Below are 22,741 nucleotides of genomic sequence, written 5' to 3'. Positions count from 1 at the left end.
GATGACCTGGTTGGCAGTCATTCCGCTTCTAACCCTAAACACCAGACATGAACTGTAGCAGCATCATAAAAGACGACATCAAGCGGCGATTTTTCGTTGCGCTGCACCGCTAGCTCGTTCGCGTGGTTCATGATCCGCTGGTTATCCGCGGATGCTGGTTCACCATAGATGCCAACACAGAGCTTGCGAAACTTGCCACGCGCTATGCGGTTAAGGATGTGGTCGTCATTCGTAGCGAGCGAATGGCCGAAAATGAAGAAGCAATGGCTGGCGGTCTTCACATTCGCGGTGAACTGCTTGAAGCCTTGGTACAGGTGGGCATTGTGACGGATCTTCGCCTTCTTCTGGGCGCTGGTGGGCTGATGAAGGGCGGCTTAGGGTCATGATTTCCGGTTCATCGCGCTGCAATGACCGATGAGTCACAGACGCCGCATTTCGCGCTAGACCGCAGCTGCGGTATTCTCGATCATACGCTCACCCATCCTATTCGCACCTCGTTGCCCCCGTTCGCCGCACCTATCGATCGGAGGCTTCCAGCCTCGCGATAGCCGCGCTATGCGGCTGCACACAACCTGACGACGAACAGGAGCAAGATTGGACATACAAGCCAGCACAAGATCGCCCTCCCCCTGTCCTTGCTCGTTTTCATGCGAAAATAATCAACTGAGTGCTGCGGGGATAGCGAGGCCGATTTGGCCCACTTCAGAGCGAAGTCGGCCATAAGCCATTGACATTAAACATTTTGGTGGGCGCGGGGTGCTTGGAAAGTCAGAAATATCAAAGGCTTATTCGACAGTGGGACTGTGTTGCGTTGCTACGCTCTCCGGTCTTTTCCGTTTGATTTGTCCCACCCTGATGCCGATTGCGGTCATTCGCCGCTGCCTTGGTCAATTCCCGATTCCACAAGCATCCGGTCCTGAGTGGGCAGACGGCCTTCCTAGTGGCAATTAGCCAGCGACACGTTGACCTTTCTCGTCATGCGCGGGTGAAATCTGCGTTCGACCATATACGTCGTCGAAGCGAACGATATCATCCTCGCCGAGATAATCGCCGCTCTGCACTTCAATGATCACCAGGTCAATTCTGCCTAGGTTCTCCAGCCGATGCTTATGGCCGCAGGGGATGTAGGCTGATTCGTTTGTCGCCAGGAACAACTCCTGCTCGCCATTGACGATTTTCGCGGAGCCGCTGACCACGACCCAGTGCTCCGAACGATGATAGTGCATCTGCAGGCTCAGCCGCCGACCGGGCTTCACCTCGATGCGTTTGATCTTGAAGCGCTCGCCTTCCTCAAGAACCGTGTAGGTACCCCACGGCCGGTGTACCGTGCTATGGACCAGGTGAGCTTCATGTCCTGAAGCCTTGAGGCCCTCGAACAGCTTCTTGACGTCCTGAACGCGGTCGCGGGATGCGACAAGCAAAGCGTCCGGGGAATCGACGATCACCAGATCGCTGACACCGACCGTGCCGATGACGCGCTTGTCGGAGCTCACATAGCTGCCGGTCGTGTCGACCATATGCACATCGCCGCGTATCCTGTTCCCGCTTTCGTCGGGGGCGATCAAATCGGCCATTGCGTTCCAGGATCCGATGTCGTTCCAATCCATGTCGCAGGCAACCACGGCAAGTTTGTTCGTCTTCTCCATGACAGCGTGGTCGAGCGAGATTCGCGGGGCGGAGCCGAAATGCTCAGGCGCGAGTTCGATTTTGGCAAAGCCTTCGCCTTGACTGAAGCGCCCGTTCTCGTAGCTGTCGGAGACGGCCTGGATCACCGCGGGGCAATGCGATGCCATCTCGTCGAGCATGGTTTGTGCGCTAAAGCAGAAAATGCCGGCGTTCCAGAAGAAGCGCTTGGACGCGACATAGGCTTTGGCTGTGTCCAGATCCGGTTTTTCAACGAAACGGACGACTTTCTCACCATCCGCTTCGATATAGCCGAATGCCGTGTCCGGTCTGGTTGGGGCGATGCCCAATGTGGCGATCCGCCCGAGCTTCGCATGTTCGATGGCCCGGCACATGACGTCTAAAAATGCAGGCAGGTTGCCAACCATGTGATCGGCTGGGAAGACGCATAGAATCGCGTCAGGGCCTTGCGTTGCCTTGGCATGGATGGCGGCTGCCGCAACGGCTGCGGCCGTATCCCGGCCTTCAGGCTCGAGCAGAAAGGTGCGTGGCAGGACCACGGAATCTAGTTCGTCGAACTCGTCCTTGGTAAGGAAGAGGTGTTCCCCAGATGTCACGGCGACGAGTTCCACTACGCCCTTTATCGAACCGACGCGCAGCACAGTGTGCTGAATGAGAGAATGTCCATCTGCTACTTTAAGGAAAGGTTTGGGGTGCGATTGCCTCGAAGCGGGCCATAGCCGCGATCCGGCTCCACCGCTGATGATGACGGGAACCACTTTCATTAAACAACCTCGATTTCGTCTCTGGACGTCATTGCCCGCGCCCTTAGCGTCAGCGTCACGACCGCCGTCGCTCTAGGATGGTCTTGCGGCGCTCCGAGTAACAGCGAAGTTCTGGCGCGTTGCCGGACGGCCGCAGATGAATGATCTCGTCATTCTGTATTCGTGCCCTAAGGCCGTTGGTTTCATCGACGTCGGCAACAGTCCCGAATGGAGCCAAGAACTGCTGCAGTGTGTCCGGATCCTCGAGCCTGCGGATCAAGCTGAGCAGCTGCGGGACATTTAGCGTATGCCATGGCCCGCCTCTCGTGAATTGCGGTCGATGTCTCTATGCCTGTTCGTTGCATCTGCCGAATTGCCCCGGTAGCGGGCCCTAATCAAGATGAGAGATTCTTTGGCTGCCTTCTATCAAAATCAAACGACTTGGGTCCTTCAGATCGAACTCAATTACCCGCGGTACGAAAAGGCGTGCATATCGTGTAAAGGCGCTCGTCGGAGGAAACCGAATAACGGTATCGCAGCGCCCGAGAAGATACATCTCAACGAGGGCGGAAATTGCGCCGTCCATCCCAAGTGCTGCAGTGTGCAAGGGGCCGTCTTGATCGGATCGGAAATGCTTGGGGACGGTGAGAAGATCGGGAAACCTGGCCGACAGGTGATCCAGGATTTGCGCGCTGTCCGTGCACAAGAACAGCCGCACAGGCTTGGGGTGCGGTAACGCTTTAGCCTTATCAACCGCAGTGCACACTTGTTGAACGGCGAACTCCGGATCGGCCCAGTAGGGCGCATGGTCCATGATGTCTTCACCGTTACCATGTCGAACATGAACCCCGATGATGCTGTGCCCCTCAAAACATTCTTGGTAAATGGCATCTATGCGTGTTTGAATTTCAGACCGAGGCTTGACACTCTGGAAGACCTGCCGCTCGGCATCCTCATCGCAGCGCCACATTAAGCAAGCGTCACACACTACTGTGTTCGCTTCGACATCGTGTTCGGCCTGAAAGAGCTCGCCCAACTCGTCGCGCTCTTGGAAAATCTGCTCATCTGGGCGGTAAAGGCAGTCGATCGCTGGCCTATTCCACCACTCCGGGAAGAATGGACCCGGGAAGGAAAAGTCGTTGATCCGGTCGTCGCAAATAGCCGGTACGCCAGCGATGTCATTGATCGGTTGGAAGAACACCGGAAAGGCATTTGTGAAGGGTTGGTCGAGATAGCAGGACCCGCGCCAGTCGACGGCTAGCGTTCGTCCCGACCGCTGAGCGTAGCGCCAAGCGGCCGCCAGCGACCACAGACAATCACCGAAGCCCGTACGCCTCTGAGAGACGACGAACCTGCGCTTTACCAATCCACTGACCTGCATTTTCGGAAATCTCGTTTCAGAGACGAGGTTGCATCTGGCTTGGGATCTCTTAATCGATACTAGTCGACCGTTACGCCGGGCGATTTGGTAGAGGCTGCGCGTGGGGCAGAAGAGCTCCCTCAGCACTGCCTATCCTTATCTTCTGTGACGCTCGCAAATCTTGACGCCGGGTACACTCGCTTCCGGTTTAAATTCAGCGTTCTCTAATGCGCCCGGCGACATGTGTAAAATTGATTGCGTGAATGTGGCCCATCCATGTGATGGATACTAAGGCGTTCCTTGACCATGAGCCTCTGCTGACGTGGGGCCGCGCTTAGCTAAGCGAAACAGCCGGTCGAGGCAGTCCACAAAGTCCCTTTTTCAGTCCAATTCTTAACTGCCTCAACGTAACATGTCATTTGCGGGCGTTTCCTGAAGGACGGATGTGCAGGACCCGCCAGCCGTCGAATGTCAGGCGCAGGCCATCCACGTCATTTATGGCCATCATGGCGTCGGTCCCACCGAAAGATGCGACACGGCGCCCTCTGACGCTTTCAAGTGCGCCAACATGGCGCAACTCCTGCCGGATAGCTTTCGAGCCGGCTGGACTGAGCGACTGGCACGCGATGCTGTGCGACGATGGCCGGGAGAGGAATTTTGGCGTCTGCAGCCATGTGGAGGATCGTTCCGACGGTTCTGCGGGTTCTCGGTGTCAGAGCCGACACCTGTGCGAACCCGCTCTCGTCCGTTTTCGACAGGCCCTTGAGGTTCATGACCCTGTTGTTCGCCGAGATCACCCGCCAGTTCAGCGATCCAGGTGAAGATCGGCACGCCGGTCGATGCGGCGATCATCGCCTCGGCCAGCGAAGATGATGAAGAGGGCCATTGGGTCAAGTACAAGCGCCGACCAGCGTTTCATTGCTTCAAAGCCCATTTCGGTGCCTACGCCGAGACGGCCCTTGTCGAGGAGATCGCCGTCACGGCGCCCACACCGAGGACGGCAACGCCGTTCCTGATGCTCTGCCCGACAATCCCGGCGAAGTGTTTGCCGACAGCGCCTACCGAGGCAATCATCTCGGCGACGCGGTGCGCGCCAAGGGTGGAAGGCCGCGCATCGTCGCAACCGCTATGTGGGGGCGCGACGAGGCCGAAAGCTCGACGCCTGGAACCAACCGATCCTTAGAATTTGTACTCGGATCGAGAAGATCTTCGGCACCTGTAGCCGGATGCGATGGCGAGGGCTGGCAAAGGCGGCCGTTCAAATTCGCCGCACTGCGATCGCCTACAGTATGAAACACAGTTTGATGGTCGCCTCGTCCCGCCCATCGTTGAAGCCCAGCTACCGTTTTCGGGCTAGCGCGCCCGAAATTCCTTGGAGGTCAATACGTAATGCCCTACCCGGCTTTTCGCCGCCGTCTCAGATGTGCGGTTCGCCCAAAGCCCCCGACTGCCACGAACTTTGTCTTCGCGCGGAGCGAAACCTCGCGCCCACGACTTTGTGCCGCCGATGTGCCGCGCTGCCTGTCAAACAATCCATTTTATGGATGCACCTCATCCAAACAATCGATTTCACTGATCAAAACAATTTCCATTAGAAGACGCTGAAGCAGGCAAAGATTACTTGGTCAGCGCAAAAGAGGGATGGTGGAGTTCTAGTGTGGCTTGGACCCACATGCTCGCCATTTTAGCTGGGAACGGCTACGTGCCCTGCTGGCGCAGGGCAATACGATTCTACTGGCCACCAACTTCGTGGAAGAAGCGGAGCGGCTATGCAACCGACTGTGCGTGCTTGAGAACGGATGTAGAATCCCAGAAGGGCGTCCTAACTCGCTGATTGATGAGCAAATCGGGTGCGACGTGATTGAAATCTATGTCGCTCACCCCGCGAGCTGAGTTCGGCACTCAGGCCGCATGTGCGACTTAGGCAGGTTAGCGGCGAGACTCTGTTTTGCTATGCCTCGAAGCCGGAGCAGGTGTGCTCGCTGGCTGACACTGTCAATGACGAGCTCCGCGCCGCATCTGTCGAAATCCTACCATAGGGTATGAGGCGGGCCGCCGGTGTGGCGAGCCAGATTCGAAACTTCAACTACCATAGAGCAGGAAGAAAATGGGCGAGAACAGGAAAGTTGCTCTGGTTACGGGCATAACGGGACAGGATGGTGCCTATCTCACGCGTCTTCTGCTGGAAAAAGGCTACGTCGTTCATGGGATTAAGCGACGTTCCTCTTCCTTCAACACGGGTCGCATCGAAGACATCTACCAAGACCCGCACGATCCCGATCCGCGCCTAATTTTGCATTACGGTGACCTCACTGATGCGACTAATCTCATCCGAGTAGTTCAGGAATCCCAGCCAGACGAGATTTACAACTTGGCCGCTCAGAGCCATGTCCAGGTGTCGTTCGAAACGCCGGAATACACAGCAAACGCCGACGGTATCGGAACATTGCGACTTCTTGAGGCGATCCGCCTCCTCGGTCTGAAGGACAAGACCCGCTTCTATCAGGCCTCGACTTCAGAGCTCTACGGCCTCGTGCAATCCGTACCGCAGAACGAAACAACGCCCTTTTATCCGCGCAGCCCTTACGCCGCCGCCAAGCTCTACGCCTACTGGATCGTGGTCAACTATCGCGAGGCCTATGGTATCCATGCTTCCAACGGCATTCTCTTCAATCATGAAAGCCCACTGCGCGGCGAAACTTTTGTGACGCGCAAGATCACCCGCGCCGCCGCTGCTATCTACCTCGGCAAGCAGGACAAGCTTTATCTCGGCAATCTCGATGCTCAACGCGATTGGGGCCATGCGCGTGAGTACGTGCGTGGTATGTGGATGATGATGCAGCAGGATCAACCGGATGATTACGTGCTGGCGACGGGCAAGACGACCCCTGTCCGCCAATTCGTCGAATGGGTTTTCGAAGATGTCGGCGTCGAGCTCGAATGGCGTGGTGAGGGAGTCGACGAAAAGGGCTATGATGTCGAGACCGGCAGATGCCTAGTCCAGGTAGACCCACGCTACTTCCGCCCCACGGAAGTCGATCTTCTCCTGGGCGATGCCACAAAGGCGAAGGAGAAGCTCGGCTGGGTGCATGAGACATCCGTGCGCGAGCTCGCCGCGGAAATGGTGCGGGAAGACCTAAAGGTCATGCAGACATCGGTAATCATGAAGGAAGCATAATGTACGATCTGAAGGGAAAAGCCGTGTGGGTCGCGGGCCACAAGCATGGTGGGCAGCGCTGTTGTAGGCCGCCTCGCGTCTGAAGACTGCAAAGTTATGGCCGCCCTGACGTTTCCCCCAAATTTTATCCAGTCGATTACCGGATAGCTATCTGCCTTCACCTACCTCGGCCTAGTGCAGAATCTTGGCCGAATGAACTCGGCGCTCTTGCTGCACACCAATGGTCCGTCCGCGCGAAGTGCGATCATACCGCCGCAGCTTACCTTCAAATCCGGCACTGGGTAGATCCAAGCGGACGGCGCCGGGCATCAAATAGAAAGCCGCCGACCGAAGCCAGCGGGCTTGATTGGGATGGCCCGCGCGGACGGTCAAGGCTGCGCCGGCCGACCATGGCGGAGGGACCACCTTGGTCAACGGCACGGCCCGATGACGCCGTGCCGATGTACCACAACATGCGGCGAGATAGAGCCTTCCGGCGTCGCGGAAAAAAAGCCCGCCGGTTTTGAGCCAGCGGGCAAGTTCTGGAGTGGCTGAGATCAACCCAGCATCAGTCAACGACCGGCGGAACGGTTGGTTGCAGTGGATGCCAGCTAGCCGCAGCATGCTGTGAATCGTAGCAAAGTGAAAAACAAAACTCTGGACTTCTAGGTCGGACTCGCCCCAATATTTGTTTGGGGGATTCACATGAAAATTGGAGCACTCATCGCAAGTGCAGCCCTGTGCGTCAGCAGCTGCTCTACGAGCGCTGTCGTGTCGGACAGCGATCTCACGGCAATGAATACCGTTGCGCTATGTCACGTTCTCGCCAGCAGCACGGACGAACAGTATCGTAGCAGGGTAGCGGCCCTTCTAGTGCGCAGGGGCGCAACAGCAGAGAAGTGCACCAGGCTTGTGCAAACCGACAATGCTGTCGCGACAGGCATAGCAATCGCGGCTGTCGGCGGCGCAGCTGTGGGTGTCGCTGCCAACAACGGCTATGGAGGCGGAACATATTACCGGCCACCGCCACCACAAACCTATGGCGTCGCGTGGGACCAATTCTATGGCCAGAACTACAGCGTTATCTGGCGCTGCCGCGACCGGTCCACCGGGCGGTTCCTTGACGATTACTATTGCGCCGGCCTGCCCATGGTCGACAGCGCATGGCCGGGCTGGTCGGCGTAGCGGATGAGCAGGCCATACCGCAAATATCGATCCAATCGGTGGCAGAGACCCACCGGTGCCAAGCTGTGGCGGCGCCAACTTGCGAGCGTGCCGGCAATGCTCGGTCTTACGGCAGCGGCGGTGGCCGCCTTCCTGGCGCCGTCGGGCGCGCAACGTAGCGACGATGCATCAAAGGCCAGCCCACGAAGGGCGGCGCCCGCCTCGCTTACCGGTGTCGCTTCCGTCATTGACGGCGATACGATCGAAATCCACGGCCAGCGCGTCCGCTTCAACGGCATCGACGCGCCAGAGAGCCGGCAGCTGTGCCGCGATGCGAATGGCGCCGAGTATCCTTGCGGCCGGCGATCGGCCGAAGCGCTGGACGCTTTCCTGGCCGCGTCGAGGCCGCTCGAATGCACATTCGTGACGTGGGACCGCTACCACCGCTTTGTCGGCGATTGTCGGCGCGCCGACGGCGCGGGCGTGGCCGCCTGGATGGTCAAGCACGGCCAGGCGCTGGATTGGCCTCACTACAGCCAGGGCGCCTATGGGGGGCAGCAGGCGCAAGCCCAAGCCTCAAAGATCGGCCTGTGGGCCGGGACGTTTCAGGCACCCTGGGAATGGCGCGCTGCGCACGCCGACGGCGCGGCGCCGTCGAGTCGCCCGCTGGGCATCATCAGCCGTAAGCTGGTCGCGCAGAGCGGCTATTCTTGCGAGCCGCGGAGAACGTGCAAGCAGATCGGTTCCTGCGACGAAGCCAACTGGTACCTGCAAAACTGCTCATGGGGCGGAAAACTCGATCGCGACAAGGATGGGATCCCATGCGAAACACTCTGCTAGCAAGATCGCTGCGGCAGCGATTGGCCTTACGACAGGCGTAGCTCTAGGTGTCCATGGCGTTTTCTGCGAGCGAATCCGTAACTGCCATGGATTTGACGCTCGCCAGTGCGCCCTTTCTCATGGTGGCAATTGCTGAGCTCACCAAAATACCGATAGCCACCCTGCTTTTTAGTGCGTCCTGGTTCTGGAAGCCCATGATCTTGGTCTTCCTCCTCGTTCTGGCAGGCATAACCTTTGAGACGGTGTTTATGGGAATGGAGCGAGCGGGTGCTCTGCGCCAACTGCGTTACGAGGAACTCGTAAACAAAATCGACGCGCTGGACCCAGGAGGCTATGAAGCTGGCCTCGGCCGACGAACTTGGCCGAAAATCCGATCAGGTCGAACAGGCGCGTTCCGAAATTGAGCAGCTTGCGTCTCTTGCGGAAAAATCCCGGGCGACCTTTCAGTCGCAGATTGCCGAGGTCAATGCTGAATTGGAGGGAACGACCGCCCTTACTCCAGAAGCGTCGCGCGTTCGCGACCAAGTGGAGGAAAAAAGCGCGGTTCGATTGGCGTTGATTCAGCAGCGCGACGGCGAAGCAAAGGAAGCCGTTGATCAGTTCGAGCGTCAACGCGACAGCTTTGTTGAACGTATCAAGATGGCGCGCGATTCCGGCGATAGCGACTCGGCACGCCGGCTAGAATCAGAAGTGGCGAAACTTGCTAATCCACGCACTAAAATTATAGCCAAGTTCGACACTCAGATAGAGCCGCTCGACCAAGAGGTCGCCGCCCTGCGTGCAGGTTTCGATGTTTGCGGGCAAGCAGCCCTCCTATGACTGCCGACCAGAGGCAAAAACTTATGGATAGACGCTCGACGTTGGAACAGACGCGCGACAGTGATGCCGGGGCTTGGCAGCGCCGATTGGATGACGCTGGCAAACGGCTCGCAGAAGCGCAGGCCGCTGAGGCCAACAAGGCACACATCTCGGCCCAAAACCAGGTCAGACAAGACCTGATTGCCAAGGAACTCAGCGGTTTGGAGAAGGAGCGGATCCCCATGGCGCGAACAGATCAGGTCCGCCGTATTGCCTCCCGCTGGTACGGCAGCAAACCTGAACTGGAGACTGAGGCACAGGCCGGAATAATCTCTGTGATTTGGTTCGGCTCGCTCGCGCTCATCGCCGCGCTCGCGGGACCAATTACGGCAATGGTCGCTCTAGCGCTCCAGCGCATTGCCGCCCGAGAAGAGGACAATTCAGAGAGCAAGACTTCCAGGCTGCTCCGCAGAATGCTTCTGAGTTGGCGTTGGCGCCGAATTCGAACGATTAAGGTACCAGTCGAAGTTATGGTCGAGAAAGAGGTTGAGAAGCGGGTTGAGGTGCCTGTGGAAAAGGTGGTCAAAGAGATCCTCTATGTTCCGCTCTTCACGGACGACCCCGAAGTTCTTCGAAAAGCCCTGGACCAAGATTTGCCGCCTGAGGTCGCTGATCTCGTGACGGTATCAATGAAGGACCGCAAAAGTGCTCGTCAGGCATAACACCACGCTGCTTGAACAAGCCGTCGATCTCGCCGTCAAGAGGTCGGCAATTCCGACCCTGCAAGCTCAAGCCGCGGCTCAAGAGAAAACAGCTCGAGCGACCGCCATTCGCCGAATGGCGACAGGCGGGGCCATTGCAGTGGCGGCAGTCGGGATTGGGCTGGGCATCAAGCTTGGTCTCTGGGATAAAACCTTGCCGGAGCCAGTGGCTTTGCCGACCATAGAGCAGCCAAGCGATCTCACCTCCCCAACAGATGAGCCGCCTATTCCTGTTCCAACTCCAAAGCCAACTCAGGAGCAGGCGCCCCAAGGCGTCGCGTGCCTCTTCAACATCCTTGATCTGCTGGATCAGCAACTCGATGCGATCAAGCTCGCGGCTGATCTGCGCTAATGAGCGCTGGCGGCAGTGGACGCCCATCTGCGGTAATGAGCGCGTCGAGACATCTGCGTCGATCGCCTTTCAACGGTTCGTATCCGGACACACCTTGGCTGAACAAAAGGCCCTTTATCCTGTTGACGTGCCTGATCGCTCGTTCGTCAGAGCCTTCCGCTCCCGCACCAACCGGCGACGGTCTTCCTCCTCCAGCGTTGGCACTCGCAACATGGCGCAAACCCTAGGCTCGCCGCGGTTGTAGGCCAGCAACGCTCGAACCAGTGCTTCCCCGTCAATCCTGTCGGTCTTGGCCCGCCGGCGGCGACGCGATGTGGCAATGGATGCCGGGTCAACGACATAACTCTCGATGCCTTCGCGTTCGAGGACCCGATGTATCCAGAATCCATCCAGACCAGCTTCCTTGATTGATATGACCCGGAAACGCTGCCCTGTCCGCACTTCCGCCTTTCGTTGCAGCTCTGCGAAGTGATCGAGCAAACCCGGAATGTCGCCCCCGACACGAGGTGTCTCGACATTCTCTCGCCCCCACCTGGCGAAAGCGAAGTCACGAGCCATTTTGAACGAGACAGTTCTAACGAGACAAATATTGCGGCAAGATCGACGCGGATAGCGGCCGTGGTGTTGGCTTGCATGCTGACCTCCAGGTGATGTTTGGCGGCTTCACTCTGGCAGAGCGCTGGTCGCCTTCCATCCCCATAGGATCTTCACGAGAGCGGACTGGCAGCACACAGTATGATGATGCTCAGAGGCGGCCGTTCCGCTGTTGGCCCGTGAGCTGACGTCAAAATTCCTTGGGCATGTCCGATAGTGTGAAAACCGTATTTCACACTGACGACATACACATCGAGGGAATTTGCGACATCTACGCACCCTACACCTGCACCCGGATCTCTTCGGCTCTCGGTGGACTTGAGTAACTTGGCCGACGATTTGGCGAGTTTGGCGAATTTCTCGTCAAGCTCGCCGACCTTTTCGAGGTGATTCTTCTTTGTCACCGCGCGGTCATCCAGACTTAGCTTGCCGCCAATACCCTCATCGCACTAATTGCTATAGGACCGTCAACTGCCTTGGCGCGAATCGTAGCAATCAGATACGGTGCTAAATAGTTCGTCGTGAGGGCGACGGGGGTAAATACTTGGAACACGAAGCTGTACGCCAGATACATTATATCCAGCAGGCTCTATCCCAAAACAAGAGAGCGGTCGGCTTCTTCATTGGAGCCGGATGTCCGCTATCGATCCGGTTGGCCGACGGCTCGGCCTTGATCCCTGACGTCGCCGGCCTAACCAAAGTGATTAGCGAGACCTTCGCCGTCGGGGCGCACAAGGAAGCATGGAAGAAGTTGCTCACGGCCGTGATCGAGGACGATGGCGGAGCCAATAATATTGAATATATCTTAAGCTACATCCGGCAACTGGCCGCCGTTGCTGGTCCTAGTACAGTCAGAGGGCTCGACCGAACAACGCTCGATCAGCTGGATGCCGAGATTTGCGCCGTCATCAGTGAGCAAGTGGATAAGGCCCTGCCGGATCGCAGTTCTGCGTATCACGACTTGGCGATCTGGGCCCGATCGATCCGACGCGCCAAACCGGTTCAGATATTTACTACCAACTACGATCTCTTGGTCGAACAAGCGCTCGAAGAGTCCGCCACACCTTATTTCGATGGCTTCGTCGGAACTCGGAAGGCGTTTTTTGACCTTGGGGCCGTAGAAGATGAAAACCTGCTTCCAGCTCGCTGGGCGCGCTTATGGAAAATACACGGCTCGCTCAATTGGCGCTTGACGGGTGATGGCAAGAGAGTCGTGCGGTCAGACAACCGCGACACGAGCACCTCGTATCTGATCTATCCGTCGCATCTTAAATACGATCAGAGCCGGAAGATGCCCTATCTGGCAATGCTCGACCGATTGAAGGCCTTCATCCTTCAGCCGAATGCAATCCTGTTCATGTCGGGCTATTCGTTTAGCGATGAGCACATTAATGACGTCATCTGCAGGTCTCTGGAAGCCAATCCGACCGCCCAGGTCTTCGGCCTTATATACGGTGATCCCGCTGATGTTCGTTACAAGAAGGCTCGCGAGTGCGGACTTCAGCTGCCGAACCTGAGCATCTTGGGCGATCATTCGGCTATAATCGGGCGAATTGAAGGGCTCTGGAAGGCCCTCGCTGATGACGTTTCCTCTTCTATACCACCGGGCATAGTCATCAAAGCGGCCGACGGAAAGACAAAAGTCGGCGTAGGTAATTTCGCTCATTTCGGCTTTTTGATCCGTTATCTCACCGGTGAGGTGACCGAAGATGACGCCGTCTGAATCGGCCCTCGCGACGGTCATTGGCACGGTTCAGGACGTCAGTGGAACGACTGTGAGCGTTACGCTCGGTTCCGGGCAGCATTCGGGGCTGACCTTTGTCAGGGGCCAAGGCTACCGCATCGGCCAGATCGGCAGCTTCGTCAAGATCCCGGTCGGCTATACAGAATTATTCGGAATCGTCAGTCAGGTGGGAGCCAGTGCTGTCCCTGCCTCCAGGGTCGGAGAGCAGGCAGAAAGTCATCGGTGGATGACGGTGCAGCTGATCGGGGAAGGTCATAAGTCCGAGAGCTTCCAGCGGGGCATCTCCCAGTACCCCACCATCGACGACGAGGTTCACCTCGTCTCCGAGACCGATCTTCAGGCGATCTACGGCCGCGTGGGCGCGCTCAACAACTACGTAAGAGTAGGACACATTACGGGAAGCGAGTCGATCGACGCCCTTGTCGACATCAATAAACTGGTCACGCGCCACTCGGCAATCGTCGGAACCACGGGATCGGGCAAGTCGACGACCGTCGCAGGCATCTTATCCGCGCTGTCGGATCCAGGCCGGTTTCCATCATCAAGGATCGTTGTTCTCGATCTTCATGGAGAATACCCAAAAGCGCTGGGGGATCGGGCGAACATTTTTCGAATCAATCCAAACGCCAAGGCCGCCAACGAGCTTCCGCTCCGCATCCCCTATTGGGCTCTGAATTTCGATGAAATGCTCCGCCTGACCTTTGGGGCTCTACCGGCAGACGGCAAGGCGCGGAACGTCATCCTAGAACGCGTGATCGCAGCCAAAGGCGCGTTCCTGCGCACCTACCCACTTGCCGGGATTGACGAAGCCAGTGTCGGCGGAGACAGCCCTGTTCCCTTCTCTCTGAACAAACTCTGGTATGACCTGTATTGCGCCGAGTTCGGAACTTACAATCCCGCGCTCGGCAATCCATCTGATCCGAGCTCGTGGATGTATGAGAAGGATGGCGCGGGCAACGATATGGTGGGCGACGCGATGAAGGGCGTCGCTCCTCGCTTCCGCAGGGTCAAGGATATCAAGGGGGACGATGAGAAGATCCGCTATCTTCCGGACCCTCTCAATCTCGCCAGCGCGCTTGAAAATTTAGGGTCCAAGCTCCGGGTGTCACGGTTCGACTTTCTTCTGAAGGCGGGTGATTGGCATCCTGCCCTGGACGGAAAGGTCGAAAAAGACCTAATGGAGTTGATGAAGCAATGGATTGGGGGCGCTCGCAACACCAGCATCATCGACCTGTCCGGCGTGCCGTCATCCATGACCAACGACATCATCGGGGTCGTGCTGCGCGTCCTCTACGATGCACTGTTCTGGGCTCGAAACCTCTCCGAGGGAGGGCGAGAACGTCCGTTGCTGATAGTCATGGAAGAGGCTCACAACTATCTCAACGGCGCTAACGACGGCCTGGCGGCGAGCATCGTGCAGCGGATAGTCAAGGAAGGGCGAAAATACGGCATCGGTGCAATGATTGTCAGCCAGCGCCCCGCCGAAATCGATCCGACCATCCTCTCTCAGTGCGGAACTTTTTTCGCGCTACGGCTGAGCAACGCGACCGATCGCTCACACGTGACCGGCACGCTCTCGGACAATCTTGAGGGTCTGACGAACATGTTGCCTATCTTGCGGACGGGAGAAGCCATAGTGCTAGGCGAAGCCGTCAACATGCCGATGCGAGCAACTATCCAGGCCCCGCCCAAGGACCGCAGGCCCGACAGCCAGGATCCACTGGTCTGCGACGTCCAGATGCCAGAGGATTCCCAATCGCCGGGCGGATGGAATATTCACCTCAACGCGGACGCATCATACGACGATTTCGTTCGTGTCTGGCGGCAACAGAATCCTTCCCTCACAAACTCCAACGAGGCCTAGATCATGGCATTCCGAGACTTTGCACCATTCACTTCCTCCAGCATCCAGGCATTGCGATACGATGAGGGGACGCAGGTTCTGCAGGTTCTGTTCAATAATGGAGGCGTGTACGAATATTACGGTGTGCCGGCACGTATGGCTGAGGAGTTCGAACGGTCCGAGTCAAAAGGCGTCTTTCTAGCCGCGAACTTGAAGGGACACTACCGCTACAGCCGCGTCTGAACCCTGGAGGCCCCAACCGCATGGCAACCGTCTCGCTCGACCAGAAACGACGCCGGGTCGAAATCTCGTCCTTTGAGCTAGCAAACGAGGTGGTGTTCGCCTTCTTCAACCGGTTGCCTGCAGCCGATCGTGATGAAAAGCTGCATCGAGCGCTCTACATCGGTGTCCTTGCTCTGATGGAGGACCGGCTGTCTTCGTTCCTCTCTCAAACTGCAAACAGTCTCGGCACCGAACTGGAAAGCCTGAAGCTGATCTTCGATATGAAGCAAGAGCTTTTCTACAAAAGCGCCGCCAAGGGTGCGCACGCTGAGATTGAGATCGCGGACTTCCTCAACGACCTCATCAAATCACGCCGGTTTGAAGACACCGTGCATCTAACCGGAAGCAGCACAGGACTGCTTCCGCGGAACAAGACGGGGGATATCCTGTGCGAGATAGCGGGGCGTCCGGGCGCGCGCATCGCTATCGAGTGCAAGTTCGACAAGGGTATTCGGCTCGGCGACATCCGATCCAAGGACGTCTTCTCCAAGTCTTTCGACACCGCCTGGAGCCAACTTCTGGAGACCCAAGCCAACCGCGACGGACAGGCCGGCATCATCGTTCTGGACGCTACTTTGGCTGACAATTCGGTGCTCGCCGAAGTCAACGACCTGAAGTTCATTCCCGGTGTCGGTTTTGTGGTGATTGTGGATTCAGCCCGCGGCGACTACCGCAACTTGGCGATCGCCTATGCGTTGGCGCGGGACCTTGTTCTGCGACCCAAGAGCGATGACATCGATTTGGAAATACTCGCCCTCATCGTTAGCCGGACTGCGAAGGATCTTTCTGACGCGGCAGCCATCCGCTCGCTTGTCCTTTCCAATATCGAGACTGCCAAAGCGATTCTGGCGCGGCTAGAAAAGAGCATTTCCCTGATGGAATTCAACGGCCGGTATCTGGCGAAATTCATGAAGGACGGAACCCTGTCGAAACAGGATCTAATCAGCTTCTACTCCGGAGAGGAGGTTAGGGAGCGCTATCGTGTGGTAGAACAGGAAATCAGAGCCCTGGGCACTTAAGCAGCGTAGAGAGACTAGAGCGCTTGACGCCGCCCGTTTTAATGGCGGGTGACAGATTGCGTTCTTCGGATGGGAGAGTGCCGGTGTCCAGCAGGTTACGTGTGTTCATTAGTAGCACGATGAATGATCTCGGCGATGCGCGTCGGGCCGTGTCTGCACGGCTCAGCTCTCTCAACCTTGAACCCGTCAATGCCGAAAACATGCATCCCGATGGTAGCGCCAGTTGGGACGTCATCCGCGCAGAGATTGAGGCATCTCACCTCTTCGTCTTGCTGAGTGGAGACAGCTACGGTTGGATCCCGCCGACCGGCCCTGGAGGCGGCGAAGGACGATCGGTAACGCATATGGAGGCTCTGTACGCCAAAACGATCGGGCTGCCGATTCTTCCCTTCTTCAAGAAGATCCCGTACGGATCGTCCAACACCACGGTGGAGGCAATAGCGCGCGACTCGTTTCGCCGGGAGGTCGGAGATTGGGAGGCTGGCCGTTTCAGGCAAGAGTTCGAGTGGATTGATGAACTCGAGCGCAAGGTAGGAGACGCTTTGCTTGATCTTTTCCACCGCTCGGTCTTGAAGGAGATGGCCGAGAAGCGGCTCACTGGCATCCGGACACTTACGGGGGCCTCTGGACGGAAATTCGACAGGATGCCGATTCCTACCGGCTTCGTCGGTCTCGACCCGGTGCTCTTAGCTGGCGCAGGCATATCGGTGTCTGCTGGACTGCCGACGGCTAACGTGATGATTGAACTCTTCGGCGCGCGTTTGTCGCTTGGCATCGACGGGGACCGTATCCTCGCGAGGCACCGCTTCGCGGACGTCGCTTCTGCCGTTGAGCGCCGGTTCGGCCGAGCGGAGCTGGAAAGGACTGTGGTTCAAGCATTCGATATGGTGCAAGGTGTGGCGCCGACGCTTGGCCATCTGGCGGCGGTCTCAAGCTTCCGCCACATCGTCACCACTAATCACGACGACCTGTTCGAGCGGGCCAGCGTCGCACGAGGCGTGCCCTACACAGTCCGATCATCGAACGGTGAGGTTCGTGGGGACGGAGAGCAACTCACCATATTTCAGGTCGATGGGTCCGTCGGTAGCCCCTCTTCATTGATTGTCACCGAAGAGGACGCAGCCCACGCTCGCCTCGACAGTCTATACTGGAGTAGCATCGCCCAAGTGATCGGGAATCGACCAGTGATTGTTGTTGGCCACTCACTCCGGGATGAAAATGCGAGACGCGTGTTGGTAGAGCGCGGTAGTGGAGCCGGGCTCTACGTGTCAATCGCCAGTGATCCGATGGACGAGATCCTGCGCGATCGGTTCGGACTTGCGGAATGTGTCGGCACTGCGGACGACTTCCTGCAATCCTACGAGTACGCCCATAGGCAGGCGGAGAGCGGAGCCCTCACCCTGTAGCAATCGTTGCGTCGGCGAGCTACGATCTATACGACCATCCAAAGGCCACGCTAGAAAAACTCGGACGGGTTGGACTGCAAGCGGCCCAAAACAAAGCCCTCACTGTCTGGCGCTGTCTTTGGATCAATTCCATAGTAGAAGTGTTCCCCAAGAGCCTCCTATGGATAATTCGATCTACTAAATTGAGTCGTTCCTTAGAGAAGACCGTCTCAGTGTGAAAGTCCCATTTCACACTCTCGGACGATTCGAAGGAATTGTAGCGTCTGCTTTTAGGAGCCTGCATAACAGTCCGCAACGACCGACAACGGGCGCAGAGCCGGCATTGGTTCGGGGCAGATCAGCTCGTCTTTTGTGCCCTGTGTTTCGGCTTGCCGCCGGCAAGTTGCTTCAATGCATTTGCCCGCCTAGAAAGGTGCCCCCTCGGACTCACTGGTCGCTGTCACTTATTCGGACCCTGAAATTGGCTGCCGCCGCGATTTCTCTGACTTGTCGACGACAGGGAGCCCTTCCTTTCTGGCCTTGGCAAACGCTCGATCGCTCTCCAGGAACTCCGCCAGCATGAACGGGATGAGTTCCGCTACCGATTCGGACTCGCCATAGGTCTGACGATAAAGCGCCGCATAGTCCTTCAGTGCTTGGTTCAGGTCTGCACTTACGCTTATGGTGATCTTCGAAGGTGTCCGATCCGGAAGTTTGCCGAGTTTCAGATTGGTCATGATGACTCCAGTCAATTCGGGTACGGTCGCAGCACAAGATCCTTGTGCACGATGACGCGCAGTGGCCAACCAGGGCGGACGGTGATCGTGGGCTGAATATTGAGGTTCTTCTCGGTGATGCGCTGGCCAGCTTGACTGACGTTCTGCTGAGCGGATTCGCGGATTGCTTTGACCAGGTCGCTTTCGTCTTGCCCGAGGCTCAGCTCGGTGCCGACCCCCAGCAACGTGGCCAGCGCAACGCCTTTCATCAGCTGCCAGGTGTGGAAATCCACCTTGTCCTCAAGCCCGGCATAGCCGGCGGTGTCCGTCGCCGGCAGATTGTCGATTTCGATCGAAGAGCCGTCGGGCAGCAGTATCCGTTGCCAGACCAGCAGCGCGCGCCTTTGTCCAAAGGCAACAACGCTGTCATAGGTGCCAATCAGGCGAGAGCCTTGCGGAATGAGCAAGGTGCTGCCGGTGACTGTGTCGTGCACATTCTCGGTGACCTGTGCGACGACGAGGCCGGGCAAGTCGGAATTGATGCCAGTGATCAGGCTCGCTGCGATGACGCTGCCGGCCATCAGCTGATACGGCGAAGCCGGCGTCTGCAGTGCATGCAGATTGTAGATTCCACTTGTGTTCCGCTGGCTGACAAAATCGAGCTTGCGCTGTTGATTGTTTTGGTCGCCCTCGGCCGGTGCAACGGAAGCTGAATCGCGTGCGGCATCGGATTGTGGAGCCGTTCCATCAAAGGGTGGACGCCCGCCCTGCCCGTTGCCGGCGGCATCCGCTTGCCGGGGTCGATTTTCGATCCGGAAGAAGATTTGCGATTCGCGCGCCTCGATCGCCTGCTGTGCAAGGCGCTGCTCCTCCGCCGAAACCTCCTGGCCCGGCGCGATGCCCAGCTGGCGTTGGTGCTCAAGGATGGGGCGGCCGAGGTCGCCGGGCAGCGGTGGTCCAAGCACCGGAGGCTTGGGCTTGATCCCGGAATAGTCCTTAGGCAGCCTTTCAATTGCCTCCGCGGTTGGCTTCCGCTCAGTGTTGTAAAGCTCTTCAGCCTGCTCTTTGATGCGCAGTGCCGGTCCCTGCAGCGCCATCATGGTGATGCCTAGAACGGTGCCGGAACCAACAGCTGCAATGGCGACAATAATGCCGCGCTTGAAGCGCACAGCGCGGCGGGGCGGGGCCCGCAGCTGGAGCTGTTCTGGATCGAGTTTCGGTGAAGGATCGGAGCGGGAAGTATCCGTCATGGGCCGTCCCTCACCTGCTGGAACGCGAAAAGAGCAATATCCGCCGCGGCGCTTGCCTGCCGTCGGTCCTCGTGATGCGCACCACCTGTTGCTGCTTGGCGCCGAGGCGCAGTTCGGCCGCGGCGAAGAGGCGATCGACAATGTAATAGTTGCCGCGTATGCGGTAGTTGACGAGCTGGTTGTCCCCGTCAGCACCGACGATGAAGAGCGGCGGGGCCTCGCCCTGATCGATGCGGCGCGGAAACTCGATGTAGACCTTGCTGCCATCATCGAACGCGCGCGTCGGCCTCCAGGGCGGCATGTCGCCGGTAATCGAATAGCGGAAGCGAATATTTTCGAGAGCCACATTCGACGCCACTGGCATAGCAGCCTCGGCCTGCGCATCGCGCCGGCGTAGCGCGATAATCTGGTCCTCGCTGTAGGTCCAGGAGATTGCCGCCATGGCGGTCTTATCCGTGCTTTGAAGCTGCAAGTGATAGCTTCGCCGGTCCGTGGTGATCACCAGATTGGTGGCAAGTCCTGGCGCGAAGGGCTTCACCAGCACATGGGTGCGCTGGTCATCGCCGGAGCCACTGACGGTGTCGCCAATTACCCAGCGCACTGTATCGCCGGCCGACACGGATTGGAGTTTCTCGCCTGACTGCAGAGCGATATCGCTGACGCGCTCCGGTGCGGCATAGAGCTGGTAGAGCGCGCCTTCGGCAAAGGGGTAAACCTGCACCGCATTCACATAGCCATATTTGGTGGGTTGCTGCGTCGCCGCCTTGTTGGCATCGGCGACACGTTCTTCAGGCGAGCGCCTGTCTTCAGCAGCCTTGCCCGGCTCGGGCTGCAACTGGCCGGGCAGCGGTAGCGGTTTCGGCACTTCCACGACTTTGACGGGCTTCTCCGGCGCCTTCTCGATTGCCGCCGGTTGGAACTTGGCAGCATCATAGGAAATCTGAGGTGGCGGCACCGGCTTCGAGGCACAGGCGGAGATGACCGCAGCCGACGTCGACAGGACCAGCGCAGTGCGGAGCGACGAGAGTCTATTTTTCATTGGCGGGCTCCTTTGGGGGAACGGAAGTCTGCGCGGCACTGTCGAGCTCGCGCGACCAGTCGATGGCATTGATGAAGACGCCGAGCGGGTTTTTGCGCAGCTGATCGGTATTGTTCGGCGGCCGGATCACAATGGTGAGGATCCCGGTCCAACGCGTTGTGCTGGCGAGGCTGCCGCGCTCAAAGACCTGCTCGGTCCATTTGACTTGAAAGGAGCTGTCGGACGCTCGAACCACGCTCGTCACCTGCACCGAGACGCTGCGCGTGCCGATCTTGCCGAACGGGTCGTTGGCCTTAGCGTACTCGTTGAGAAAGAGGGCTCCGCGGTCGGTGGCAAAGTCGTAGGCCGAGAGCCAATTCTGCCGCACCAGCACCGCATCGGTGGAAACAGAGCGGACATTCTGGATGAAGCGGCCGAGATGCCAGGCGATCTGGGCATCGGTGGGCTCGTAGTCCCGGATTGCTGGAGCGACGGCGCGCGCCTCGCCGAAACGATCAACCTCGACGACATAGGGCACGACGCGGCCCTGCATCGACTGCCACAAGAGTCCACCAGAGAGCCCGGTGGCCAGAGCGAGGCAGCCAAAGGCCATCAGGCGCCAGTTCCTTGCCTGCACGCGCGCAGTGCCGATGCGCTCGTCCCAAAGTTGGGCGGCCTTCTGGTATGGTGTGACGGGGTGGGGCGTCTTCCCGTAACGCTGAACAGGTCGCTTGAAGAGCATCTAGTCTTCCTTATGGTTGAGAGAGGGGTTGGCGCCGCTTCCACCCCGATCGCCATCGCGGACGGCCTGCGTGGCGGCGTGGCGATGGGCGCGCGCGGTCTGTTCGGAACGCAAGCGCCTCGCCCACGCCGGCGCGGCATTGGCACCTGACGCGGCAGGGTTTCCGGTCATTGATGCGGTCGGCGTGCCGCCCGTCGCGGTCCAGGCGGCATCGCGGCCGGCATCGGCGCTGCGCCGGAATGGTTCTGTTGCAGGTCGCATTCCCCGAATCGCGGCGCCGCCAGCTGCGCCGGCAACGCCCTGCAGTCCAGCAGCTACGCCGGAGAGGCCGGACTCGGGCGATGTTGCACGCCTCATCTGCCAAGCTGTGGAAGCAGCCGATCCCATGGCCGTGCCGGCTCGAAGGGCGGCGAGACCGCCGCCGGTTGCCATGCGCGCGCCGGCAAGCGCCGCACCTCCGGCAACGAGCGTTGATCCGGCGGCCGCCGCGGTGGTTCCGAGTGCGGCTCCCGCGCCAAGCTGCGGCGCGCCGGAAACAAGACCCGAGGCAATTCCCGGTCCGAAAATGCCGAGCCCAAGCAGCGCCAACGCGCCCAGTACCTGTGACATGGCCGCGGCCAAGTCCGGCTCCTTGCCTTGCAGCGCGGAAGCGAACTCGCCGAAGAGCGTGGAGCCGATGCCGACGATGACAGCAAGCACCATCACCTTAATGCCCGACGAGATCACATTGCCGAGCACGCGCTCGGCCAGAAACGCCGAGCGGTTCCAGAGCGCGAAGGGCACCAGAACAAAACCGGCCAATGTGGTGAGTTTGAACTCCAGGATAGTGATGAAGAGCTGAATTGAAAGAATGAAGAAGGCGATGAGGACCAGAAACCAGGCGAGAAGCAGCACGAAGATGGTCAGCGCGTTGCCAAAGATCTCGGGGAAGCCGACTAGCTGGCTCGCTTGATTGAGCAGCGGCCAGGCGCCCTCGAAGCCGGCCGCGGCAATGCGGCCTGGCCGCAGGAGACTGTCGGCGGACAGATTGCCGGCCGATGCGTTGATGCCGAGCCCGGCAAAGGAATGGTAGATGATGTCGGCGAGGTTCTTAAAATTGTTCAGGATGAAGGCGAAGGCGCCGACATAGAGCACTTTTCGGACAAGCCGGCCAAGAACATTGGGCTCGCCGCCGAACGCCCAGACCAGGCCTGCCAGCGTGATGTCGATGCCGATCAAGATGGTGGTGAGAAAGGCGACGTCGCCCGAAAGCAGACCGAACCCGCTATCAATATAGCGGGTAAAAGTCTCCATGAAGCGATCAATGACGCCGAGGTCGTTCATGTCGCC

At 58.5% G+C, this 22,741-nt stretch carries 22 protein-coding genes and 2 pseudogenes; 13 read left to right on the top strand and 11 right to left on the bottom strand.

Annotation, left to right across the window (positions count from 1 at the left end; genetic code table 11):
* Window positions 1-17 precede the first annotated feature (17 nt).
* From NKI52_RS29230 to NKI52_RS29215, 4 genes are all read right to left on the bottom strand, one after another.
* A complete protein-coding gene (locus NKI52_RS29230; RefSeq protein ID WP_352700502.1) occupies window positions 18-314 on the bottom strand; it encodes a DUF4917 family protein in 297 nt (98 codons plus the stop codon).
* Window positions 315-947: 633 nt separating this feature from the next.
* Window positions 948-2,408: a mannose-1-phosphate guanylyltransferase/mannose-6-phosphate isomerase gene (locus NKI52_RS29225; RefSeq protein ID WP_352700477.1), complete on the bottom strand. Its 1,461-nt coding sequence runs from the start codon at window positions 2,406-2,408 to the stop codon at window positions 948-950.
* A 55-nt stretch (window positions 2,409-2,463) separates the two neighbouring features.
* Window positions 2,464-2,625, bottom strand: coding sequence for a hypothetical protein (locus NKI52_RS29220; protein WP_352479197.1), 162 nt, complete (start codon window positions 2,623-2,625; stop codon window positions 2,464-2,466).
* Between the two features lie 153 nt (window positions 2,626-2,778).
* Window positions 2,779-3,768 carry a nodulation protein NodZ gene (locus tag NKI52_RS29215; RefSeq protein WP_352700476.1) on the bottom strand — a complete coding sequence of 330 codons (990 nt, stop codon included), beginning with the start codon at window positions 3,766-3,768 and terminating at the stop codon, window positions 2,779-2,781.
* Between the two features lie 796 nt (window positions 3,769-4,564).
* Between NKI52_RS29215 and NKI52_RS29210 the strand changes: the two genes are divergently transcribed.
* The 5 genes and pseudogenes from NKI52_RS29210 to NKI52_RS29190 all read left to right on the top strand — a co-directional run bounded on the left by NKI52_RS29210 (window position 4,565) and on the right by NKI52_RS29190 (window position 8,908).
* A complete protein-coding gene (locus tag NKI52_RS29210; protein ID WP_023718700.1) occupies window positions 4,565-4,930 on the top strand; it encodes a hypothetical protein in 366 nt (121 codons plus the stop codon).
* Between the two features lie 476 nt (window positions 4,931-5,406).
* A pseudogene (locus tag NKI52_RS29205) lies at window positions 5,407-5,723 on the top strand (nodulation factor ABC transporter ATP-binding protein NodI); the annotation flags it as partial.
* 131 nt (window positions 5,724-5,854) lie between these two features.
* Window positions 5,855-6,925: a GDP-mannose 4,6-dehydratase gene (gene gmd, locus NKI52_RS29200; protein ID WP_023718702.1), complete on the top strand. Its 1,071-nt coding sequence runs from the start codon at window positions 5,855-5,857 to the stop codon at window positions 6,923-6,925.
* Between the two features lie 891 nt (window positions 6,926-7,816).
* Entirely contained in the window at window positions 7,817-8,089 is a 273-nt protein-coding gene (locus NKI52_RS29195; protein WP_023680062.1) for a hypothetical protein, read from the top strand.
* Window positions 8,090-8,209: 120 nt separating this feature from the next.
* Window positions 8,210-8,908 carry a thermonuclease family protein gene (locus NKI52_RS29190; protein WP_245278576.1) on the top strand — a complete coding sequence of 233 codons (699 nt, stop codon included), beginning with the start codon at window positions 8,210-8,212 and terminating at the stop codon, window positions 8,906-8,908.
* 43 nt (window positions 8,909-8,951) lie between these two features.
* On the opposite strand, the gene NKI52_RS29185 is transcribed toward NKI52_RS29190, so the two are convergent.
* Window positions 8,952-9,104 carry a hypothetical protein gene (locus NKI52_RS29185; RefSeq protein WP_352700475.1) on the bottom strand — a complete coding sequence of 51 codons (153 nt, stop codon included), beginning with the start codon at window positions 9,102-9,104 and terminating at the stop codon, window positions 8,952-8,954.
* 137 nt (window positions 9,105-9,241) lie between these two features.
* On the opposite strand from NKI52_RS29185, the gene NKI52_RS29180 reads away from it, so the two are divergent.
* Genes NKI52_RS29180 through NKI52_RS29170 form a run of 3 tightly spaced genes read left to right on the top strand, consistent with a single transcriptional unit; the run spans window position 9,242 to window position 10,819 of the window.
* Window positions 9,242-9,727, top strand: a complete 486-nt coding sequence (locus tag NKI52_RS29180) for a hypothetical protein (protein ID WP_023718705.1) — start codon at window positions 9,242-9,244, stop codon at window positions 9,725-9,727.
* The gene (locus NKI52_RS29175) at window positions 9,724-10,428 is read left to right on the top strand and encodes a hypothetical protein (protein WP_352680970.1); all 705 of its coding nucleotides are present in this window, start codon (window positions 9,724-9,726) and stop codon (window positions 10,426-10,428) included. Before NKI52_RS29180 ends, NKI52_RS29175 begins: the two co-directional genes overlap by 4 nt.
* Window positions 10,412-10,819 (top strand): hypothetical protein, encoded by a 408-nt coding sequence (locus NKI52_RS29170; protein ID WP_352700504.1) that lies wholly within the window; start codon window positions 10,412-10,414, stop codon window positions 10,817-10,819. The genes NKI52_RS29175 and NKI52_RS29170 overlap by 17 nt, the downstream gene beginning before the upstream one ends.
* Here the strand turns inward: NKI52_RS29170 and NKI52_RS29165 are convergent.
* A pseudogene (locus NKI52_RS29165) lies at window positions 10,748-11,454 on the bottom strand (IS110 family transposase); the annotation flags it as partial. The gene NKI52_RS29170 and the pseudogene NKI52_RS29165 overlap by 72 nt on opposite strands.
* 503 nt (window positions 11,455-11,957) lie before the next feature.
* Here NKI52_RS29165 and NKI52_RS29160 point away from each other — a divergent pair.
* Genes NKI52_RS29160 through NKI52_RS29140 form a run of 5 tightly spaced genes read left to right on the top strand, consistent with a single transcriptional unit; the run spans window position 11,958 to window position 17,707 of the window.
* The gene (locus NKI52_RS29160) at window positions 11,958-13,136 is read left to right on the top strand and encodes an SIR2 family NAD-dependent protein deacylase (protein ID WP_352700474.1); all 1,179 of its coding nucleotides are present in this window, start codon (window positions 11,958-11,960) and stop codon (window positions 13,134-13,136) included.
* On the top strand, window positions 13,123-15,021 hold the full coding sequence (locus NKI52_RS29155) for an ATP-binding protein (protein ID WP_023718710.1): 1,899 nt from the start codon (window positions 13,123-13,125) through the stop codon (window positions 15,019-15,021). Before NKI52_RS29160 ends, NKI52_RS29155 begins: the two co-directional genes overlap by 14 nt.
* A gap of 3 nt (window positions 15,022-15,024) precedes the next feature.
* The gene (locus tag NKI52_RS29150) at window positions 15,025-15,243 is read left to right on the top strand and encodes a KTSC domain-containing protein (RefSeq protein WP_023718711.1); all 219 of its coding nucleotides are present in this window, start codon (window positions 15,025-15,027) and stop codon (window positions 15,241-15,243) included.
* A 20-nt stretch (window positions 15,244-15,263) separates the two neighbouring features.
* The gene (locus NKI52_RS29145; RefSeq protein ID WP_023718712.1) at window positions 15,264-16,301 is read left to right on the top strand and encodes a hypothetical protein; all 1,038 of its coding nucleotides are present in this window, start codon (window positions 15,264-15,266) and stop codon (window positions 16,299-16,301) included.
* 41 nt (window positions 16,302-16,342) lie between these two features.
* Window positions 16,343-17,707: a DUF4062 domain-containing protein gene (locus NKI52_RS29140; protein WP_352700501.1), complete on the top strand. Its 1,365-nt coding sequence runs from the start codon at window positions 16,343-16,345 to the stop codon at window positions 17,705-17,707.
* A 443-nt stretch (window positions 17,708-18,150) separates the two neighbouring features.
* On the opposite strand, the gene NKI52_RS29135 is transcribed toward NKI52_RS29140, so the two are convergent.
* From NKI52_RS29135 to trbL, 5 genes are read right to left on the bottom strand one after another with little or no spacing between them, the layout of a single operon-like run.
* Window positions 18,151-18,423 (bottom strand): DUF2274 domain-containing protein, encoded by a 273-nt coding sequence (locus tag NKI52_RS29135; protein WP_023718715.1) that lies wholly within the window; start codon window positions 18,421-18,423, stop codon window positions 18,151-18,153.
* A gap of 11 nt (window positions 18,424-18,434) precedes the next feature.
* Window positions 18,435-19,652: a TraB/TrbI/VirB10 family type IV secretion system protein gene (locus NKI52_RS29130; RefSeq protein WP_352700473.1), complete on the bottom strand. Its 1,218-nt coding sequence runs from the start codon at window positions 19,650-19,652 to the stop codon at window positions 18,435-18,437.
* A 10-nt stretch (window positions 19,653-19,662) separates the two neighbouring features.
* Window positions 19,663-20,691: a P-type conjugative transfer protein TrbG gene (trbG, locus tag NKI52_RS29125; protein ID WP_352700472.1), complete on the bottom strand. Its 1,029-nt coding sequence runs from the start codon at window positions 20,689-20,691 to the stop codon at window positions 19,663-19,665.
* Window positions 20,681-21,412 (bottom strand): conjugal transfer protein TrbF, encoded by a 732-nt coding sequence (trbF, locus tag NKI52_RS29120; RefSeq protein ID WP_352700471.1) that lies wholly within the window; start codon window positions 21,410-21,412, stop codon window positions 20,681-20,683. Before trbF ends, trbG begins: the two co-directional genes overlap by 11 nt.
* Window positions 21,413-22,735, bottom strand: coding sequence for a P-type conjugative transfer protein TrbL (trbL, locus tag NKI52_RS29115; RefSeq protein ID WP_352700470.1), 1,323 nt, complete (start codon window positions 22,733-22,735; stop codon window positions 21,413-21,415). It lies immediately after the preceding gene.
* Window positions 22,736-22,741 lie beyond the last annotated feature (6 nt).

The organism is Mesorhizobium sp. M0590, assembly GCF_040320905.1.
Lineage (GTDB): Bacteria > Pseudomonadota > Alphaproteobacteria > Rhizobiales > Rhizobiaceae > Mesorhizobium.
The sequence above is the reverse complement of the archived record's forward strand: the minus strand, read 5'-3'. Positions and strand labels throughout refer to the sequence as shown.

Excerpts from the sequence above, each read along its gene's own strand:
- NKI52_RS29150 (WP_023718711.1), top strand. The coding sequence starts at position 15,025 with ATGGCATTCCGAGACTTTGCACCATTCACTTCCTCCAGCATCCAGGCA.
- trbL (WP_352700470.1), bottom strand. The coding sequence starts at position 22,735 with ATGAACGACCTCGGCGTCATTGATCGCTTCATGGAGACTTTTACCCGC.
- NKI52_RS29145 (WP_023718712.1), top strand. The coding sequence starts at position 15,264 with ATGGCAACCGTCTCGCTCGACCAGAAACGACGCCGGGTCGAAATCTCG.
- NKI52_RS29225 (WP_352700477.1), bottom strand. The coding sequence starts at position 2,408 with ATGAAAGTGGTTCCCGTCATCATCAGCGGTGGAGCCGGATCGCGGCTA.
- NKI52_RS29135 (WP_023718715.1), bottom strand. The coding sequence starts at position 18,423 with ATGACCAATCTGAAACTCGGCAAACTTCCGGATCGGACACCTTCGAAG.
- trbF (WP_352700471.1), bottom strand. The coding sequence starts at position 21,412 with ATGCTCTTCAAGCGACCTGTTCAGCGTTACGGGAAGACGCCCCACCCC.
- NKI52_RS29185 (WP_352700475.1), bottom strand. The coding sequence starts at position 9,104 with ATGGGCTTCCAGAACCAGGACGCACTAAAAAGCAGGGTGGCTATCGGT.
- NKI52_RS29180 (WP_023718705.1), top strand. The coding sequence starts at position 9,242 with ATGAAGCTGGCCTCGGCCGACGAACTTGGCCGAAAATCCGATCAGGTC.
- NKI52_RS29140 (WP_352700501.1), top strand. The coding sequence starts at position 16,343 with ATGGCGGGTGACAGATTGCGTTCTTCGGATGGGAGAGTGCCGGTGTCC.
- trbG (WP_352700472.1), bottom strand. The coding sequence starts at position 20,691 with ATGAAAAATAGACTCTCGTCGCTCCGCACTGCGCTGGTCCTGTCGACG.
- NKI52_RS29175 (WP_352680970.1), top strand. The coding sequence starts at position 9,724 with ATGACTGCCGACCAGAGGCAAAAACTTATGGATAGACGCTCGACGTTG.
- NKI52_RS29215 (WP_352700476.1), bottom strand. The coding sequence starts at position 3,768 with ATGCAGGTCAGTGGATTGGTAAAGCGCAGGTTCGTCGTCTCTCAGAGG.
- NKI52_RS29130 (WP_352700473.1), bottom strand. The coding sequence starts at position 19,652 with ATGACGGATACTTCCCGCTCCGATCCTTCACCGAAACTCGATCCAGAA.
- gmd (WP_023718702.1), top strand. The coding sequence starts at position 5,855 with ATGGGCGAGAACAGGAAAGTTGCTCTGGTTACGGGCATAACGGGACAG.
- NKI52_RS29155 (WP_023718710.1), top strand. The coding sequence starts at position 13,123 with ATGACGCCGTCTGAATCGGCCCTCGCGACGGTCATTGGCACGGTTCAG.